Source organism: Coxiella-like endosymbiont (assembly GCF_030643785.1).
GTDB lineage: Bacteria > Pseudomonadota > Gammaproteobacteria > Coxiellales > Coxiellaceae > Coxiella.
The window spans coordinates 545,961-566,213 of the sequence record NZ_CP094378.1 but is presented as its reverse complement, the minus strand read 5'-3'; the positions used below and the strand labels follow the sequence as shown (position 1 = coordinate 566,213).

The following is a 20,253-nucleotide window of genomic DNA, read 5'->3' as shown; positions in this document are numbered from 1 at the left end:
GCGATCTCGTTCTTATAGCTTCCCAACTCACCCTCGTCGCTTCTCCTGAATTCTTGCAAAGACCTGATGCGTTTCCTGGACTTAAAAGAATTTACGACGGGTTTAAATTTAAACATATCATCCAAATTCAACCTGATTTAATGTATGGATCGATTAAAAACAAAGATATTCAAATTAGTGAAGTTTTCACTACCGACGTTCGCATCCCCTAATTTAGTGGCACTCAAAGATGACAAACATTTTTATCCTTCTTATTATGTGGTGCCGGTAATCTGGGAAGCTTTTCTAAAATTGCATCCAGAAGTGGGAAATGCTTTAGCGCCATTGGCTGATTTAATTGACAATGAAACCATGCCAGTATCTTAACGCTCTTGTAAATATTCAATACAAGACCCCGACAAGTGGCTCGCGACCTTTCTTATCGAAGAAGATTTCAAAAAAGGTTTAATTAAAACTTAATTTTTTGCAATTTATATTATAAGCAGACAGTGCCTGATCAATCCCATTGAGATGGGATACCATTATTGCTTTACCAATATTTGGGTCAGAGTCGTCAAATTCAACTTTAAATGCTCCAGAATTTAAAAGTACTACTCGAAGGTTTTAGCTGAACTGTGTCATCCAAAAAGAATATTTATCATCATCAAAACTTGAACCATAGAGAGTGAATATGGTTGATTGGCAATATATAAAATACTTTTTGATTTATAAGAATTATGTTTCTTTGTTTCCTCATAGAGTATAGCTTCGTAAATAATACTCAACGCTTCTTTGACATTCGCCGTAGTCAGAAAAACGAGTAAAATTGTATTGTATTTAGGATTTTAAAAAACTAAGCTAGACAAATTTCCATTGGTATCTGTCTCAGGAATTAACAAAGAACATTCCGCATTATTCCGATAATGCCCAATTTTATTCTATCTATAAGAACCTAAATAATTTACTCCCTGAATTACTTCAGGAATGATATTCGCCGTGTATGAGGATACACTTTCTTTAACACTAATATCATTAACAGAAAAATTACTTCCTTCAGCCAATTGCGTTATGTCGTGCAAAATCTATTCTATAGGAATTGCAAAATCAAAATTACCACCCGTTTTATCTGTAATCCGTCTAGATTTTACTTTTCGTGTAGGAACCCAAATACAGCAAATCGATTAAATGCACCTTAAAATCCGGACTTTTTTATTAATCATGATCTTATCAGAATGAATATCGCCATGATATTCTATATGAAAATGAATTTATTCTACTCCTTGAATCAAGGTATATAATAAATAAAGAGCCTCAAAAGGCAGTAAGCAATTTCCTTTTTGACGAGCAATGTAGCCCGAAAACACTTCTTCATCTATACAATCTCAAACAAGAAAATCAATTTTTTGCTTTAAATAAATGTCATCATGAAAATGACATTGAATAACGATTGGACATTTTCCTAATTTATAGATCTTTTTAGCATAATGAATGTAGGGAGCTTTCACCATTAGCCTTTCGAAGATAAAACAATTTGGCTGCCCGAATGATACCGGTTTTTCATTCTTTGACTTTATAAACTTCACCTTCCTACTCGAAACCTAAATACTCTAACACTCGATAGTACTCTAAGATTCGCCCCTTCTTTAAATCGTAAAATTAGCCATATTCAACCTAAAAATATGACAAATTAGGTGTAAATCAAGCAACTTATGTTATGCTACAGATGGAAGTAAGAGATGACAATAGCAAGTACAACACAAAGAACGTCCTCGCAAAAAGGTTTAAAACTAGAACTAATTTGCGCCCGAAGTCCAAATCTTGGATAATAGAAGTTATTGAAATTTTGCTAGATTGTGATTTAGGGGTTTTATGTCATGGACCCAGAGGAACAATCGGCTTTCTTCGAATCGATACTTTGATGAGGCGATTAAGAGAGTAATTGAGGCGAGATGCTACCCCATTTTTTAATCTAGTCTTGTCTCAAGAAATCGCTCTATCCCTAATTCCCTAAAAAAAATGCAAACCTCTCATCAAAAGAAACTGCAGGAAGAACGGAGGTGAATATAGTCAGAACAACTTCCCGTTCGAAGTAAAAATGAAAGCCAGCAAGTCAAACTGCTTTATCAATTAGGTATTTATCATCATAGAAAGCTATTCAGCGAAACAAACCAAATGCAATGGTTTTTCGCGCTCTAATGTACGAATCAGTGCATGAAGTTAATAATCAGTCTAATTACACTGCATCTATTCACTTGTTTGAAAGGGTCATCCGCTGGGTTTCCTGGATGCGATAATTCAGCGAGCGAGAATGTATTATCAGGAGCATAGAACTCCAAGACAGGATAGCCTGACATCATCAATACCATCATTCTTTTACGAATGACTACTCGACTTAGAAAACTCAACAGATAATATCGAGAATGCTTTGGTAGCTCTTACAGTAATATTTAGAGAGAATTTTACTAGAGTGACACAGTACTGCGTTTGCTCGGTAATCTGTAGAATCAACTAATCAGGGGTATTTCTTTATCTTAGAGTACTTCTAAAATTCTTATAAGAAAATTTCCAGAAGTACTTGTTAATTTAATAAAATCAAAAGCGAAACGATATTGATTCTTCTGGAACGTATAACTATACCCCAAGATACCCCATCCGAAATTTGTTGGATAAATTTAATCAAGCGAAAGCAGCTTTAAAAGAAATTTTTGAGTATATTATGAATTATAAAAGCTTTTCGGACATTTTTCTCAGGCACGTACCAATGGTGCGTGCCTGAGAAAAATGTCCGAAAAGAACTCTAACTTATACAAGCTTTTTGACGCCAAAAATTTTAATCTTATGAGAAGCTATCTCCTCTTATTTCAAATTATCTTCTTTAGCACACCAAACGATAAAAACCCACACCAAAAGAAAAAAGTAGGAAGATGAAAAATCTTCGCCGCCACTAACAAAGCTTACCCAAAAGAAGTAATTTCCCAAAAGAAGTAATTTATCCACCAGCAGAAACAATGTATTACTTCTTAGATTTAGACTTTTTAATAATTTTGATTCTATTTAAAATCGAAATTGAAGCTTTTTTTATTTTCGCAATTGAATTTGGTTTTGATATTCTGAATAAATTCTATTAAATTCTATTGTACGAATGGATAATGAAAGTGGTTCAGCAATTGATTCATAACGCTGTTCTCTATCCTCTACCTAATAAGATATCAAGCTCAAATTCTCCTGAGATTAAAATAAGGATCTCGTTCTCTAAGTTATCGTTTTTTTGGTTAAAGACCTTGAGTGACTCTTTTTTATAGTTTTTTATAGTTAAGTAGGGGTTTCTCTTGCATTAAAAACTGATCCTTAAATTAAACTTATTATCTTCATAAGAAATACGAACTTCTCTACAAAGGTTCTATATGCTTTTTTATCACAAAATTCAAATAATTATTATACTAGATTTTTTCTAAAGCCTAATAAATAGAACCGTAAATATGAACTATAGATCGACATCCAACTATTATTAGTTATAACTTACTAACCTCTATCTCTTTCCTCATCTAAAACTAAAATTAATTTATTTTAGGATTAGGCTAAAATATGAAATAATGTTACATATAAAAAATAATAAAATCAATAGTAGAGATCTATGTTCAAAAAATTAAATTAAAGCTCCAAAATTTATTAAAATTTTAAATTTAAAATAAAAATAGTATCTTAATAAATAATATTTTATAATTAAATTTTTGAAAATTATTTCATTACAGTGATTACTGAATTTCGATCAAAATGAAAAAATATCTAAAATTAATACAGACCTTAAAAAACTTCTTTTTGAAAGAAGCATGAAGTGTTCAGATTTACCCAAAAAAGTTAGACTTTCTTCTCCCACTATTCATCGCTTAATTACTAGGAAATCCAATTGCCCTCATGTAAAGTTCCTTAAAGCTTATTGCTAATTTTTTTAATATTTCAATAGAGCACAAATTAAGAGGAGAAATATTTTTCAAGAAAAAATTTTTTGACTATTCATTATCAACTAGAAAATTTATAGAAATTCCTTTACTGGAATAAGTATAACTTCCTTATATCCCTAAAAAACTAGTATCATGAATTATCATTTCAGAGAATGATTTATCGCCTGAGTGTTTTACAGTTTCCATGAATGATTCTTCCATGAAACATCAATTCTCAAAAATTAGTATTTTAATTTTAGATCCAAATAAACAATTTTTTGATCGAATTTATGTACTTGTACGTTTAAAGGAAAAAAATTATTTTTTTACAACTTATAATAGACACAGAATATATATTTCTAAAACTTTTAAATCTCGATTTAAATATATTTAAAATGAGATTGTTCGAAGAAAAATATGAATTAATATCTACTCTAGTCGGAGTTATACATATTTATAATGAAAATTATAAAAACTTAATGATTAAATTTTTAGAAAATATATTTTTTCTTTTTTAGAAAAATTAAATCTTTAGTATCAATTTTTGGAAAAAGTCGTCTACAATGTATCTGCTAAATAATTTCAATTGAAAAAAATAATAACAATAATTATGATGTATCTGTTGAAATAAAAAAAGATGCTTATACTATGCTATCCTGAATTTCCTGAAGTGCACAACGAGACTAACTTAGGAAAACCCTATATTGATACTACACATCTCCTAGGCCATAAAGATTTAAATTTTTCTGGTTTCTACAAACAAACACATGAAAATAATGATTCAACGCATTTAGCATCTCGAATATAAACTTTAACGCAATCTAAATGGTAAAAAATCTTATGAATATACTGCTGTAGAAAATGCTGTTTCAATTCGATCCTATAAGTACATTCAACTGTTAAACGCATTCTATATGACCTTTGTAATATTAACGATGGTCATAGAAAATAAAATCACCATGATAAGTAGATTTAAAATATTAAGGAGAAACTTTTATCCTTCCTCTTTCTTATTCCATGAGCGATATAATTATGGAAGTGTATAGCTATAGAGAGATACGAAATCCAATATGGATAACTCTTTTCCAATATTATATCTCTGCGGTAAAATCATTTTGATAATTATAAACTTATCAATAAGAAATGCTAATTAGACTGATATTCCTTATTATATTTTATTATTCATTTATAAATGATATAATTACTTATTCCATTTCAACAGTTCTTAATACATTTTTAAATAGTTATCTTTTAAGAAAATTTAAAATTTTAATTCTGGGAAAATATTTTTGGATGAGAAGTTTAAATTCTACTGCTATTGAGGAAAATCTTTTTATTTTAATATTAGTTTTTCTAGGATGCGGCTGATAGTATTTTTTCTATGTAACGAAACGAAAGGTACATTTTTCTGTTTTAAGAAATCTAAAAAAAATGAGAAACAATTTTCACTTGAAAATATTTAAAGAAGTTATATTTATTAATAATAAAATTTGAATGAATTTCATGTGTGTTCGAGAAACAGGCGAGTTTATATTTTCTTGATAATCGTTTAAGAAAACGTATTACTATTTTATTTTTATTCCCTACATAGATTTAGTTACATCAATTAAAAATTCTCAACAAGACTTGAGATTTTTTAGATAGACCTTACTATTAATTTTTCAAAATATAAATTAGTGAATAAAATGATTTTCTTTTTTATCATTCAGAAAACTTTAAATTATCACATTCTATATAAATTTTGAAGAGCAATGAGCTATCTTTTAAATTTTAACTATCCCGACTCATTTTTAAAGTTTAAGAACAATATTATCTAAATTAAACACAATCTATTTAATTATCATGTAATTGCTATAAGAGTTAATAGTTTTTTAGAGGGGCACTGTTTTATAAAGAAAAATCGTAAATAGAACTACTAAAGCTCTTAAACAGTAAGAATAAATTCTTAACCTATACGTAACCAAACAAAGACCTACAAAAGTAGCCATTGACTTTTAGAGAGTTCAAACGAAACCTAAAAGGCTTAAAGCGTATACAAAATTCTTATTAATGTTCTAAAGTTGAATTGCTAAAGCTTGATACAGTGGATTATAAATTAGTTCCGCGATGGTTGTTAAGAAAACAGCCACAATACACCCCATCAAAAGACCGGATACGGAAAATAAGTAAATAAAGTACTGACACTAGTCATAGAGTTATCCACAATAATAGATTTTCGGTAGCTTATTTTTTCAAAGAATCGAGTAACAATACAGCTTGAAAAATAACTACCAAAAACCACTTATCAAAAACAAGACACTTATTACAATCTCCCCTTAAGGTAGGGATAGCAAACATGAGGAAAATATAATAAAATTGACTATGGCCCATTAAGGTTAATCACCATGACTATTAAAAAAACCTACTGTTTAATTATAACTTATAATTTCATATTTTTTTAGTTTTTACATCTTTTGGAATTTTAAGTGCAGTAAAAATAGAAATCAGCGCAAAAGGAATGTCACTTAGCAGTATCCATTTTTGATAGTAATACAAAACAAAAGAGCCTATAAGAGGACCAATCCATCTACTTAAGTTTATGGATATTAATAAAGAAAACTCTCATGTGTGTTTTTCACATTTGACCTGAAGTTCTACTACTGAAGTAGAGCTAAAGAGGTAACCGAAATAAAAAGCCCAAGGAGTAAGGAAATTAAAACCAAAATTAAAAGTATTTAAATATGTTACTGCGTAACACCCATATGCATATATAATGCATACATAAATCAATGATATTGCAGTCAAGCTAAAAAGAATGACATTCTTTTTGTGATAATGATTAACGTTTTACTGGAAGCCACCGCAGCGAAATAAATTAGAAAATATCCCAAAACTGACTACATCTGCACTTGAGTAACTATCAGAAGCTTTTCATCAAAAAGCTAAACAGAAAAAAACGGAAAAATATTCTTTGAGTAAAAATTTGAAAAAGCGAGTAATATAAATGTACTTCCTGTTAATAATTGTCTTGATGTATGAATTGAGCTTAAAGAATCTCTTTAAGACTATAAATCCTCAAAAACTACACTACATCCCTTTAAAAAGGGTGTACATTTTTATTTATAGCCTACCATAAAAATTTTTCTAAAAATTTTTCTCAATGGAGGTAAAACTTTATTATTTATCTGTATAGGATGAGCCTTGGTAATTTCTTTCACGTATTCGACAGCGAAGTTGGTTTGCTGCTCAATATTCGAATGGGGCCCCGCAGTCCTATCCCTTTTATCCAATTAAAAATCTCTTGACAATTGGACATTTTTTGGAAATACGTGTTTTCCTATAGTTGTAAAAACTTTGCCTCGGTCCTCACTAATAAGTCATAATAATCTGGTAATTTATAAAGTAGTTCTATCAATGTTCCGTAACATAAATTACTTAATAAAGCTTGCCAAGCTGCATTACTTTGTAAAATTTTAATGGTCATTTGGTACGAAGGAGAATGAAAATTATTTTGCATCTAGAATCCAAATACTCCGCCCTGATTTAATAGTTCTAGAAGCTTAGAAATCAATACGTCATGAGCATTAAGCCACTGAAAAGATACATTAGCAAAAAGATAATCTGTCTTTTCCGAAGGGAAAAAATTCGCTATATCTCCTTCAATAAATTTAAGATCTGGGTAGAAGACTTTTGTTTCCTTCAGCATGTCCAGGGAAGAATATAGTCCAATCACATTAGCATTAGGTCACCGTTCTTTTAATAAAATGGTACTATCCTTTTTTCATTATGAGTCTCACTTCTCGTTACATGTTCTTAGGATTTTTCGTCTAATAACCAGTTTAAAATCTTTGAGCTCCGTAAATTAAGATTATCAAAATAAGTTAAAACAAAATCATAAAGCTCCGTCCGCATCAGTGAGTTCGCCACAAAAATTTACCTGCTACAGCGTATCCTTCATTATTATTTCTTTCAAAAGAGCGACCTAGAAAGGATTTTCTAATAGAACCATTAATATGGTTGTATATTTTTTCATGATGTTAAAAAATATATCTATTAAGTAGTAATTAGTTTAAATCTTAGAATAATACAAAATGATATATATCTTCAATATTTAATTGAGAGTAGGGATGGTTGAGAAGAAGCTTGATATTAATAGTAAAAGCTTCTATAAGCACATTTTTTCATTATCTATAAATATGGGTCCTACACTACTTTGTTAACATGATTATAATATTTTCGTCATAACAGAATATACATAGTCATTATTCATATTAATATTAATAAATTCTATACGTTTCTTAAAAATGTCACCATCACCCCGACTTTTCTTGGCATAATTAAACGGGATTACATAGCACGTAATGATAAAAAAATTCAAACACAGTATACAACAGATCGGAGAAATGAATTAGTATTCCGCTCTCTGATAAGGACTCCCAATGAATGGAACTGCCACAAAATCTGCTTATACCGAACTCCCGGAGTCTATTAAAGCTCGTACCATTCAAGCATAGCATGAAGTATTAAAAGCAGTTAACAAAGAATTAATCGCTCTCTATTGAGATATTGACCAGTCCATTGCGGAGCACCAGAAATCTGAAGGTTAGGGAAAATCTATCTTAGAAAGACTAGCTCATAACCTTCAAATTTTTTACCTAGGGATAAGGATTCTTCACCTGAAAACATTTGGTGTATGAAATCATTCTATGAAAACTATCGTTTTCAACCAAAACTTGCACCACTGCTGCGAGAAATTAGCTGGATCTATAATCCGGTTATTATAGAGAAATGCAAAGATAATCTAAAACGTGAATTCTACATCCACATGTCTCGTAAATACGGATGGAGCAAAAACGTGTTGATTCAATATGTCGAAAATCAAAATTATGAAAAAATTCTCTACTTAATTAGACTAATTTCGATAAAACTCTTCCAAATAAGATATGCGATCAAGCTAAATTAGCTGTAAAATATGAATATATCTTCGGCTTTTTAGAATTAGTCGAGGAGCATACTGAGTGTGAGCTAGAAGAAGGATTGTTGACTAAAATTGAATGCTTCTTACGAGAAATAGGTAGCATATTTACTTTTATAGTAGTCAATATTGCTTGTAAGTCGACGGACATAAATTTTTTGTTTATATTTACTTTACTATCAGTAATTACAGTGGCAATTGAATTAAAGTCTGATGAATTTCAATCTGAATACGTCAGAAAAATGCAATTTTATTTACGAGCACTTGATAAAGACGTTAAATTAAAAAGTGAAAATTTTTCGATAGAAATTATTCTTTTCAGAAGTAAAAATAAAACGATTGTTAAATACACATTACACTATACTACTAAACCCCTATCAGCGTTTCCGAATATAAGCTTTTTAACGAATTACTGGAAAAACTACAAAAACAACTACCATCACGAGAACTTATTGCTACCTTGCTCGATGGAATTTGATTCAAAAGGGCTTCATATTTGATACACGTTAGAAATTCTAGCGAGATCAAGTTTAATAAAAGACTGATTGATAAGAAAGAAAAGCTTTTAGATATTAATAAAAATTTTTACATAACTTTCAAACTCTCAGCTACCGCGGGTAAAACATTTTATCAATAGCGGTAGAGATTATTCATATGTAGCGTTTCACTAAAAATACTTCACTAAAGGCTTCCGTCACAAAATTAAATTAATTCAACAGTGCTTATGGCTTTCGAAACTTTGAGAATTATCATTTACGGTTTAGAAGTATTATGTTTGTGATAAAGTGCCCCACAATTGAGAAAGACCCCCTTTATGGTGCCGGTGCGCAGACTCGAACTGCGGACCTACTGATTACGAATCAGTTGCTCTACCACCTGAGCTACACCGGCAAAACTTCTTAATTTTCCTCCGTACCTCCCTGTAATTGTTTTTTCAGTTTTCTCAGTGCACCCCTGCCCGCCATTCCTTGGCGGGCGTTCGGCGGCGCAAAGTCTTCGGCTTCGGGGAATTTCTGCCTCACACACACCTGAGCTACACCCACTACGGGTGGGTGGTGCTTATAATCACGTAAGCTAACACCGAGGTCAAGTCGTTCAAAACAAATTCCCAAATTACAAATTAATACCCCTTTACTTATAAGAATCGAACATTTATCGGCAAGAAAAGTTACGTAATGCAAAGGCAAAAAGCCACTTCTGGGTTTACATTGATGAAATTTCTGGTTGTAATCTCGCTATTATTGGAATCTTGGTAATCGTTACCATCCATTCTTAATAAATTAGACGTTGAAGAATGTCATCAAATGACTGGAGATCTTGCTGAGATATGCTCAAGCCGGCGAAAATGGTATTCCTCCTGCTATAAGTGCCGACAGCGGACGAGGATTTATAAATATGATTGACTTTAAAGACCGAATTATTACGGTAATACCATAGGCAAAATATCTAAAGACGACTATATTTTAACATCCCATCCTGAAAGAAGAAATTTTATTGTGGTCAACCAGCGGCGGAGGAGTAGCGGCCGATTATGTCAACTGATTTCGAAGGCTTGACCCACATCCTAGTTCAACAAACCATCTTGACCCCAAAACAAATACTGTAAAGCCCTGGAGCAGGCCCCCACCAGAAGGTCTGGTCTCTTCGCCTTTCTTACATTATCTGGTAACTCAAAAAATTATACCTTCAAAGGAGATAGCAAAGACTTGGGCAAATGATTTTAAGTTCAAAACTATCGATTTAAATAAGTCTTCGGACTATTTTCTAACGGAACTGCCGCCACGTAATTATTTAAAATATTATGCTTTCTTTCCTATTATGCTTTCTTTCCTATTCCTAAAAATCCAAATACGCTCATAATTAGCGACACTACGGTTTTCCCACTGATTGAAAAATTATAATTTTAAACTAATAAACAATATAAAATAGTTTTTGCTCCTTACAATCAATTTATTGTCTTAATAAATAAATTAACCAGCCAACAGATTTACAGTTCTGTAATTCATATCAAGAGCATTGTTAGAGCACTGTTAATGAAACAGCGTTATCACATTCGAATGTGAGTCGACGGAATTTTTATATTCGATAATAGAATTATCCCCGACGCAATCAGCAGCAATTTGTAGTCCGTTAAAAGTGCTTGAAATTTGGATATCTCAGAGAAGCATCTTCCTCAAGATGGTCAGTTTCAATTTACTATGTCCTCGAACCTAACTCGAGATTGTCGCCTCATTAGTTGTCCAACAGTATCTAGAGAGAAAATTTTCATTTGTTTATTGAACCCAGTTCACCATTTATTGAATTTGGAAGAACTTGGACTGGATGAAAGATTACAACAATTATTCATAAAGAAAATTGAACAACCTCAGAGCTCGATCCTAATCACTGGGCCAACGCGGGAAGCAAGAAAACAGTTTCGCTTTACGCAGCTCTTAACCACATTAATTCCTTTCAAAAAAATATTTCTACCGTAGAATATCCTATCAAAATTCAACTTTTTGGTATCAATCAAGTGGCCATTAACAAAAATTAGGGCTTAATTTTTCTACCATTCTACAAACTTTTTTTGCGCCAAGATCCCAACATTATCATGATTGGCGAAATCTGTGATCTTGAAACAGTCTCAATCGCTATACGTGCCGCTTACACTGGAAATCTTATTTTAGCCACCTTACTATTAATAGCACATTCGAATCTATTGCTCATTTAATGGATATAGGTATTGAGCTCTATTGTTAACGCGCTCAAATTCGTCATTGCTCATGGATTATAATTCGTTGTCTCTTTTCCCATTACAAAACCACTTTTTCGCCACGCACCTTCTGTTCAAACGGCTTTCAAGGGCGAACTAGTATCTATAAATTATTATCTCTTACCTCGACTATCCATGAATTTATTTTAAATAAATTTTGAGCGCGGATTATTGCAGAAAAAACTGTAAAAGAAGGTATAAAAACTCTCTGACAGGCAATTTTAACGAATGTGCGAGCAAACATTACCGATCTTATAAAGCTCCGTCGCGTTGTTTAGGAGGATAGTTATGTTTAATTTTTGGTATAAGAGAATCAAGTGAAAGGCTATTGTTAATTTTTTGCAGCTCTTAATTAGTCAATGCTGGGCTTTTCAAAAGCTGCTCACTTTCCTTGTTGGCATCGAACAGCGCATTGAACCTTCTATGTCAATTAATTTTAGAAATTGGCGAAAAAATTGAAAATGGATGGAGTCTATCTAAATCCATGAAGGTATATCCTCGTTATTTTAAACCAATTTACTAGGAAATGGTTTATGCGACCGAAAAATCCGAAAAATTAGGACATTTATTGAAATTACTTATTCAGCATGAAGAAAAACTTTTTACGCTTAAGAAAAAATTAGCAAAGCGGCTCTATCCTTTAGTTGTTATTTGCAATACAATTTTAATTACTTTTTGTTTCCTAGAATTTATAATTCTCCAATTTCAAAATATTTTCGCCGAATTTGGCACTCGATTACCTCCGTTTACTCGTTTTATTATTATATGATCCCAATATATACAGCAATATAGATTAATAATAGCTTTCCTAATAAGCTTTTCGTGAATTGCTTTGATCTACATCAAAAAAATTTCTCCAAGACTTCAGATTATATAGATTTGATTTTATTAAAAATACTTTTTTAGCAGCTTAATAAAAAATATCCCACTTTCGTTGTATCTAAAGATAGTGACAACGATGATAGCAGCGAGTATCCCTTTGGTGAAAACTTTACTAACAGCGAATCATATTGTCTCTAATAGAATTTTAAAGCATCGTCTCGCTAAATTACCTGATTGGATTAATGCGGGTGAATCCTTACAAACCTCCATTCAAAAAAAACAAATTTCTTTTCGCTACAGATTATTCAATTTCTTCATATTGCAGAAAATTCAGAGATTTTAAACGAAATACTTTAGACCATTGCTAGAATTTACCACGAAACAATTAATTAGCAATATACTCGTTTAATTGAATGTCTCGAACCTCTCACCATGATATTATTTTGGCTTTAGTCATCGGAAATCTTGTTATTGTTATGTATCTATCTTTATTCCACATCAGTTCCGTTTTATAAAATAAGGAATTTTTTATGCAATTTATCTCAAACTTTCAAACTAATTTTTATATTATTGTTACTATAAGTACTCTTGTAGTAGGATTAGTAGTAAGTAGTTTTCTAAATGTCGTTAAATGTCACCGTCATCTCAATCTTTCTCTTGAAACAAATCCAAAATTTAATTTGCTCATCTCTCGCTCACACTGTTCGCGATTTAAAAATCCTAAAAAATTGTTCACAATATACCCTTAGTGAGACACTTCCTATTACGGGGACTCTGTGTCAATTGTTACAAGAAAATACCGACACATTACTTTCTGGTAGAATTATTGTCTGCCATTCTTTCAGTTTTGATTGTGATTCGTTATCAAATTACATGGAATTCGCTAGCTGCTCTCTTATTTATATGGCTATTAATAGTGCTTTTTTATCGATCTTCACAAGCAATTCTTACCGGATAGCATCACCTTACCTATATTGTGGCTTGGACTCTTTTTAAGTTTGTTCTCAGTTTTTACGACACCTCATTACGCCATCTTCGACGCTATCGCTATCTTGACTTATGGGCTCCTGTGGATTACAGCTATTTTCTATCGATTAATCCGCGGAAAACAAGTGATAATACATGGAGATTTTAAAATGCCGGGGATGATTGATTCCTGGTTAATGCCTGGTTAAGAGAGCTCAATCTGTATTAAATAAACTCTTATTAGCTGTATTTCTGGGTCTTCTATCTAGCATTCTCCTCTTTTTTCTGAAAAAATATCTTTCAAAAATCCGATTTCATTTAGTCCCTTTATTCCTATTGGAGGCTGGGTTCCCATTTTATGGGAACCAGGGGTATTATTATGCTTTATTTTCTTCTTTATTTTAAGAATAGAAAATGTTACGAATTGGTTTAACTGGAGGAATTGGCAGCGGTAAAAGCACCGTTGCAAATTATTTTTCTGAATTGGGGATTCCTATCATTGACGCTGATGAAATTGCCCGTGAAATTACGATCTCGAGCCAAGTAGCATTTAAAAAAATCGTGGCGCATTTTGGAAAGAAAGTTCTAAGTAGAGAAAACTCCTTAAACCGCTCTCGATTACGAAGATTAATCTTCAAATATCCACAAGAACGACAACGGTTGGAAAACTTATTACACCCTCTTATTATTTCGAAAATGAGGGAAAATCTTGAAGAAATAAACTCTCTTTATTGTATTTTAGTGATTCCTTTATTAGCAGGTACTAGACATTCAATAAATTTTCTTGATCGCATTTTAGTAGTTGATGTCCCTGTGTTTTTGCAAATTCAGCGCATAAAAATACGTGATCATCTTTCTGACAAACAGATTAAATTAATCCTTGAATCACAAAGCAGCCGAGAAGAACGACTAGCCATAGCGAACGATGTGATTGTTAATGATAAAACGCTTTCGGCATTACGTAAGACAGTGCTTCAGCTACACGCTCAATACCTGAAATTGGCTAAATAAGAAATAAAAAACACAGATCAAATCAGCCACCTCCCATTGAGAGCCTGTTGAACAAAAATTAAGCGAAAGGAAGTGTTTAAATAAGCAAACCTCACTTCTCTGGAACTTCAACTTCATCCTGCTATTGTTTATTTTTCTGATTAAAATTTCATGCTATGATGAATAAACGTATGAAGAACCTCAACAGCCATGATTGAAGAGACTATTACTTATAAACAGCTACTTAATAAGCTTATCCGGATTTGTCTGAGACTTTTGAGTACCTCTTTTGTTAACTTCACTCCAACTTCAATGCTTCTACCTCAGTGGGGGAAGTTATTTTAGTTATTGTTAGATTTGTTCAAATCATTAAACGTTATCGATCGCCCCAACTTAAGGAGTAAGCTTACTCAAGCCCTTGCCCAACAAGCCTCAGACACCAGGAAGAATAGCTGAGAATCTTCGCCAAAATACTTTCTTAAATCAAATTTGCGCTTGAATCAAATTCGCGTTCGTTTACATAATCTAGCAGGGCCCCTCCCTTGCAACTTCACTACCTCTGCTTATTCATTATGGTTGCGCCAACCTAGCGAAAATCGTGTTGCTGACTTACAAAACTGGGCAGGCAATTTAAATCGTTATCCCTAATGATTAATACCATTTTATAGATCACTCGCGAAAGTACCTCTCCTCAAAATGTCATCTCACAAGAGAGTTTTTAAAAAAATGCTTAACGCCAATTCACTCTGTCAACTCATCCAATTAACTTTGCCTATCAAAAAAAGGTTTATCTAGAGATCTTTGTAGGTGAAACATCGTCTTGTCATCCATTTTTTATCATTAGATGTTAAGGACAATAGCAGCAGTGGCAAGAGCGTCTCTGGTGATATTTTCTTTATGTTAAATTTCTGCAAGATTTAATAAACGATGAATAATCGACTTATTGGGTTTAGGAAAAGATAATTCTTGTAATTTCTTCAGCCGAATAAACTTAATCTCTTGACCCTCTAAGCCACGAGGATGTCCTGTAAATTCTTTAATTTGCCATACATATAAAATAACTTCGTTTTCATCATACGAATGATGAATATTCATAAATGGCTGTGCCATCAAAACTGTTATAAAACTGTTATATTTAACTCTTCTTTTAATTCTCGACATAACGCTTCATAACTATTTTCACCCGGTTCTAATTTTCCTCCAGGAAACTTCCAAAGCCCTCCTTGAGCCATATGCATAGGCCGCAATGACACAAGAACTTCATTTTTTAAATTAGTAACAAGACCAACAGCAACATGAAGAAGGCAGCCTCTCATCAAATGAGGTTAGGTTAATTTTCCGTGACAATGTTTATATTTCTGGCCACTACCACAAGGGCAAGCTTCATTACGCCCGATTTTAGGTTGGGAGCGTATAAAAGGCTGCACGGACTCAGGTTCAGCGATAGCAACATCTGTTTCGCCTTGTAAAGCAGTCATTTCAGTATGTTGATATTGCAATTCGGTAGTCGTTTGGTGAAACAATCGTTTCTGCTGCTTCACTATTTGTTGTTCCGTCGTGATTTCTAATTTCGATAAAGTAGCAACAACCTCATATTTAAGTCGCGCCAACATTTTCGTGAATAATTCAAAAGATTCACGCTTATATTCTTGTGCAGGATTTTTTGAGCATAACCACGCAAATGGATACCTTGTCGCAAATGATCCATTGCTGCCAAATGCTCCTTCCAATGATGATCCAACAATTGCAGCATAATTGTTTTTTCCGCATCGCGCATAACGTTTGAACCGACTCTCGCTTCTTTTTCTTTGTAGCCATGGGTAATTTCGTCAATTATCCGCTGATGCAATGTTCCTTTATACAGAGCTTCGTCTTTTTCGAGCCATTCCGTTATAGGGGCGGCCATACCAAAATCTTCACGAATCTGCTTCTCTAAGCTCGTGACATCCCATTCTTCTTCTAAACTTTGAGGTGGTACAAAAAGACTAACCATATCACTTACTGCTTCTTCGCGAATTGCTTCAATGGTATTGGCAATATTATCGGCTTGTAATAATTCAAATCGTTGCTGATAAATTACTTTGCGTTGGTCATTAGCTACATCATCATACTCTAATAACTGCTTTCGAATATCAAAATTCATTCCTTCTACACGTTTTTGGGCTTTTTCAATAGCGCGACTAATCCATTTATGTTCAATAACTTCTTCTTCTTTTACTCCTAAGCGACGCATCATATTGGACATTCGTTCAGCGGCAAAAATGCGTAGTAAATTATCTTCCATTGAAAGATAGAACTGGGAAGATCCAGGATCGCCTTGTCGTCCCGAACGACCACGCAATTGATTATCAATGCGACGAGACTCGTGACGTTCAGTTCCTAATACGTGTAGCCCCCTTGCTGCAATAACGGCGTCATGTCGTTTTTGCCACTTTACTTTACGCTTTTTGATTTCTTCCTCAGACAGGTTATCCAATTCAGCCAATTCAGCTTCCAAATTTCCACCTAAAACAATATCGGTCCCACGTCCAGCCATATTCGTGGCAATGGTCACCGCCCCCGGACGCCCTGCTTCAGCAATAATTTTCGCCTCGCGCTCATGATTTTTAGCATTCAAAACTTCATGTTTAATATTGGCCTTTTTCAAAAACTGTGATACTATTTCAGATGATTCAATCGAAGCAGTTCCAATTAACAATGGTTGTCCTTTTGCATGACGTTTTTTAACTTCTTCAACAATTGCCTGGAATTTCACTTTTGAAGTTAAGTAAACTTGATCCGGCTCATCTTGTCGAATCATCGGTTTGTTAGTAGGAATGATGACAACCTCTAAACCATAGATTTTCTGTAATTCAAACGCTTCGGTATCCGCCGTACCTGTCATTCCGGACAGATTTTCATAGAGGCGGAAATAATTTTGGAAAGTAATCATCGCCAAGGTTTGATTTTCTAATTCAATAGGAACACCTTCTTTTGCTTCAACTGCCTGATGCAAACCATCAGACCAACGACGTCCCGGCATTAACCGCCCCGTATGTTCATCGACAATAATCACCTCGTTATTTTTTATAATATAATGAACATCCCGGTAGAACAGTGCATGTGCGCGCAAAGCGGCGTATACATAATGCATTAACGATATGTTTGCCACATCATATAAGCTTTCTCCGGCTTTCATGAGCCCTTCCTTTACAAGCAAAGCTTCGATGGTTCGGTGACCTTGTTCCGTCAGATAAATTTGTCGATTTTTTCATCTATGGTGTAATCGCCACGATCTTCTTCCGAAACCTCTTCTTCTTTTTGCCCTTCTTCCATTTTTTGTAATCTTAAGAAGGGAACAAGTTTGTTTATTTTGATATAAAGATCCGAGGACTCTTCGGCCTGGCCTGAAATAATTAAAGGTGTTCGGGCTTCGTCAATTAAAATTGAATCGACTTCGTCGATAATGGCGTAATGCAATGGGCGCTGAACACGTTGGTCCAGGCTAAAAACCATATTGTCCCGTAAATAGTCGAAACCAAATTCATTATTGGTACCATAGGTGATATCTGCTGCATAAGCAGCTTGCTTTTCTGAAAGCCCCATTCCTGGTACATTAACTCCCACCGTCAAACCCAGAAATTCGTAAATAGGCTTCATCCATTCCGCATCACGTTTAGCTAAATAATCGTTTACAGTGACAAGATGGACACCTTTTCCAGTGAGGGCGTTAAGATAAGCAGGCATCGTTGCTACCAGCGTTTTCCCTTCCCCTGTACGCATTTCTGCAACTTTACCATTGTGAAGAGCAATTCCCCCTATTAATTGCACATCAAAGTGACGAAGTCCTAGGGTTCGGATGCTCGCCTCGCGCACTACAGCAAACACTTCGGGCAATAGTGGGTCCAGACTTTCACCTTCTTTAAGTCGATTCTGAAATTCACTGGTTTTGGCACGCAAAACCTGATCAGATAAAGCCTTAATTTCGGGTTCTAAGGTGTTAATTTTGAGGACTGTCCTGGAATAGCTTCTGAGCAACCGCTCATTGCGAGTACCAACTACTTTCTTAATAAGATTGCCAATCATAAACGGCATTGTATATCATTGATGGATGAAGGAGAATTTTCTCATAGTATGAAGTAAATGCAAGCCAGTGATGCTAAATCGATTAAACAGTGTTTTCAAACCAATTCACTTAAGCTAATTGTTCAAAAAGCACAGCAAATGCTCGTGGTGGAAAGGTTTTTGAATCAAATTCTGCCTCTAGAAATTGTTCCTCATTGCCGAATTATGAATCTTTCGAAGGGAACGTTAACCCTCCAGTTAGAGAGCCCGGTTTGGGCCACCCGAGTCCGCTACTTAGTTCCTCATCTATTGGAACAGCTTGCTCAACAAAATCTTGCGATTCAGAGGATCCAATGTCGGGTTCGACCCAATTTATAGAAGAGATAGGCACAGCAGCCTCAAATATCGATTTGAAGCTGCGTCAGATTTACCAATAATTTTTAATACTTAAAAGAAAGTATATAAGTTGCGTCTGGCGTGATATCTTCCGTTACGTCAGGATTTCCGCTAGAGCAAAATAGATCGGACCTTGAGTCCAAGAATTTACTTGATTTGAGCCCTGGGTTATTGGTATTTTGGGACAAGCTTCTGAGACCTTCTCGCAGGGGTAATTTTTATTTACCAGAATGATAGGAAAAGAATCAACGTTGGTATCAGTAATTGCAACTCAAATGTTGTTTTCATTAACTCACTTTCTTCGTGAGGAAGATTAATATCCTTTAATGCAGCCATCAATACCTCTGATAGTTAACTTCTAATAGTTATGTATGCTTTTTATAGTTGTTTTTGGAAGTTCTTTCATAGAAATGATGCTAAGAGCTTCTTCTACCTCCTTCTTAACATCCTTATCAGGGGGGCGAAGCTTCCAATAAAAGGCATACCACAGCAGCTATAAACTCATAAGTTTTTTGTGCTTCTAGCTTTTCTAAAAAGAGATTTTCAGGCTGCAATTCCTTGTCAGTTTGTAAATATGCCTTTGTAGTTTTTACCATTACAAGCTCCTAAATCGACGATAATACCAAACATTTGGTATATACAAAGTTTATAAGCAGCAACAGCAATTAATAACCGAAATGTTATCGAAGGAATTCCCAATGATAATTATTAACTACCACGAACCATGACTATGGCTTCTTGATCCGTCCAGTCAATTACCTCGCGAGCCGATGAAGCAACCGATCTTACTATCGGTTTACTGAATTCTAAAATTTTTTCCAGTGAAAAATTAATAGTATCAATTATTTCTTTCCCAGCTTCCATTAATTAATTTTATACTTTCAACTTTTAAGCGATTTATTTGTCGCTCTACGTCAGTACCCATAGCAACAACGCTATCTTTTATAGTATTCCAAACCGATTCAATTTCTCCAATCGCTGTGTCTTTGACAACGTTAATTCTATTAATATCATCTTTAACGATTTGAATTTTTTTCTAACTCTTCACTAAACTTTTTAAGTTCCTGATCACTTATTTTTTGACTTCATTAAATTTTTCTAGAGAAGAAGCAAAAAGGGTATCTAATTCGATTTTTACGTCTATTTTTATTTTCTTGATTTGCTCTTTGAAGCTATTTAAAGCGAAATTAAATAATTTTTCAGCTTTCTTTCTTATTTTACCTGGAATTTTACCTGGATTAAATTTATCAAAAAAATTTCCAATACCACATTTTTTTGATATGATGTTCGAGCTCCAACTTACTTATTCCCTTTATAAGGTTAATTTATATTTCATTTAATTTTACTGAAGAAATGGAATGAGCAAATAGATTGTAAAACGGAGTTTCTATCACGATAGGGTTAAAGTC

General features: G+C 33.5%; 16 protein-coding genes, 1 tRNA gene and 3 pseudogenes. 11 read left to right on the top strand and 9 right to left on the bottom strand.

Features of this window, described 5'->3' with window-relative positions; all coding sequences use genetic code 11:
• The first annotated feature begins 144 nt into the window (after positions 1–144).
• Positions 145–366: a glycine betaine ABC transporter substrate-binding protein gene (locus MRH55_RS02925; RefSeq protein WP_304985948.1), complete on the top strand. Its 222-nt coding sequence runs from the start codon at positions 145–147 to the stop codon at positions 364–366.
• Between the two features lie 753 nt (positions 367–1,119).
• Here the strand turns inward: MRH55_RS02925 and MRH55_RS02920 are convergent.
• Both MRH55_RS02920 and MRH55_RS07650 read right to left on the bottom strand, forming a co-directional pair.
• Positions 1,120–1,611 (bottom strand): annotated as a pseudogene (locus MRH55_RS02920) (protein kinase family protein); the annotation flags it as partial.
• A 5,805-nt stretch (positions 1,612–7,416) separates the two neighbouring features.
• The gene (locus MRH55_RS07650) at positions 7,417–7,605 is read right to left on the bottom strand and encodes a methyltransferase domain-containing protein (protein WP_369421393.1); all 189 of its coding nucleotides are present in this window, start codon (positions 7,603–7,605) and stop codon (positions 7,417–7,419) included.
• Positions 7,606–8,592: 987 nt separating this feature from the next.
• Here MRH55_RS07650 and MRH55_RS07645 point away from each other — a divergent pair.
• A complete protein-coding gene (locus MRH55_RS07645; RefSeq protein ID WP_369421391.1) occupies positions 8,593–8,862 on the top strand; it encodes a DUF1016 N-terminal domain-containing protein in 270 nt (89 codons plus the stop codon).
• The gene (locus MRH55_RS07640) at positions 8,841–9,374 is read left to right on the top strand and encodes a PDDEXK nuclease domain-containing protein (RefSeq protein WP_369421489.1); all 534 of its coding nucleotides are present in this window, start codon (positions 8,841–8,843) and stop codon (positions 9,372–9,374) included. The genes MRH55_RS07645 and MRH55_RS07640 overlap by 22 nt, the downstream gene beginning before the upstream one ends.
• 315 nt (positions 9,375–9,689) lie before the next feature.
• On the opposite strand, the gene MRH55_RS02915 is transcribed toward MRH55_RS07640, so the two are convergent.
• Positions 9,690–9,765 (bottom strand) — tRNA-Thr (locus MRH55_RS02915).
• Positions 9,766–9,773: 8 nt separating this feature from the next.
• Positions 9,774–10,061, bottom strand: coding sequence for a hypothetical protein (locus MRH55_RS02910; RefSeq protein WP_304985947.1), 288 nt, complete (start codon positions 10,059–10,061; stop codon positions 9,774–9,776).
• A gap of 1,011 nt (positions 10,062–11,072) precedes the next feature.
• Between MRH55_RS02910 and MRH55_RS02905 the strand changes: the two genes are divergently transcribed.
• The 7 genes and pseudogenes from MRH55_RS02905 (at position 11,073) to zapD (ending at position 15,052) form a co-directional block, all read left to right on the top strand.
• Complete coding sequence (locus tag MRH55_RS02905; protein WP_304986101.1) at positions 11,073–11,348, top strand: ATPase, T2SS/T4P/T4SS family; 276 nt, start codon at positions 11,073–11,075, stop codon at positions 11,346–11,348.
• Positions 11,315–11,584 (top strand): annotated as a pseudogene (locus tag MRH55_RS02900) (ATPase, T2SS/T4P/T4SS family). Before MRH55_RS02905 ends, MRH55_RS02900 begins: the two are co-directional and overlap by 34 nt.
• A 568-nt stretch (positions 11,585–12,152) precedes the next feature.
• Positions 12,153–12,395: a hypothetical protein gene (locus MRH55_RS02895; RefSeq protein ID WP_304985946.1), complete on the top strand. Its 243-nt coding sequence runs from the start codon at positions 12,153–12,155 to the stop codon at positions 12,393–12,395.
• An 801-nt stretch (positions 12,396–13,196) separates the two neighbouring features.
• Positions 13,197–13,406, top strand: coding sequence for a prepilin peptidase (locus MRH55_RS02890; RefSeq protein WP_304985945.1), 210 nt, complete (start codon positions 13,197–13,199; stop codon positions 13,404–13,406).
• Positions 13,407–13,422: 16 nt separating this feature from the next.
• Entirely contained in the window at positions 13,423–13,623 is a 201-nt protein-coding gene (locus MRH55_RS02885) for an A24 family peptidase (protein ID WP_304985944.1), read from the top strand.
• A gap of 205 nt (positions 13,624–13,828) precedes the next feature.
• On the top strand, positions 13,829–14,425 hold the full coding sequence (gene coaE, locus MRH55_RS02880; protein ID WP_304985943.1) for a dephospho-CoA kinase: 597 nt from the start codon (positions 13,829–13,831) through the stop codon (positions 14,423–14,425).
• 468 nt (positions 14,426–14,893) lie between these two features.
• Positions 14,894–15,052: a cell division protein ZapD gene (gene zapD, locus MRH55_RS02875; RefSeq protein ID WP_369421387.1), complete on the top strand. Its 159-nt coding sequence runs from the start codon at positions 14,894–14,896 to the stop codon at positions 15,050–15,052.
• A gap of 252 nt (positions 15,053–15,304) precedes the next feature.
• Here the strand turns inward: zapD and MRH55_RS02870 are convergent, their stop codons facing one another.
• The 3 genes and pseudogenes from MRH55_RS02870 to secA form a co-directional block, all read right to left on the bottom strand.
• Complete coding sequence (locus MRH55_RS02870; RefSeq protein ID WP_304985942.1) at positions 15,305–15,514, bottom strand: NUDIX hydrolase; 210 nt, start codon at positions 15,512–15,514, stop codon at positions 15,305–15,307.
• Between the two features lie 8 nt (positions 15,515–15,522).
• Positions 15,523–15,720, bottom strand: coding sequence for an NUDIX domain-containing protein (locus tag MRH55_RS02865; protein ID WP_304986099.1), 198 nt, complete (start codon positions 15,718–15,720; stop codon positions 15,523–15,525).
• Positions 15,721–15,729: 9 nt separating this feature from the next.
• Positions 15,730–18,469, bottom strand: a pseudogene (gene secA, locus MRH55_RS02860) (preprotein translocase subunit SecA).
• 57 nt (positions 18,470–18,526) lie between these two features.
• Here secA and MRH55_RS02855 point away from each other — a divergent pair.
• A complete protein-coding gene (locus MRH55_RS02855; RefSeq protein WP_304985941.1) occupies positions 18,527–18,826 on the top strand; it encodes a DciA family protein in 300 nt (99 codons plus the stop codon).
• A 470-nt stretch (positions 18,827–19,296) separates the two neighbouring features.
• Here MRH55_RS02855 and MRH55_RS02850 read toward each other — a convergent pair whose 3' ends face one another.
• Entirely contained in the window at positions 19,297–19,440 is a 144-nt protein-coding gene (locus MRH55_RS02850; protein WP_304985940.1) for a hypothetical protein, read from the bottom strand.
• 112 nt (positions 19,441–19,552) lie between these two features.
• A complete protein-coding gene (locus MRH55_RS02845; RefSeq protein ID WP_304985939.1) occupies positions 19,553–19,708 on the bottom strand; it encodes a hypothetical protein in 156 nt (51 codons plus the stop codon).
• Positions 19,709–20,253 lie beyond the last annotated feature (545 nt).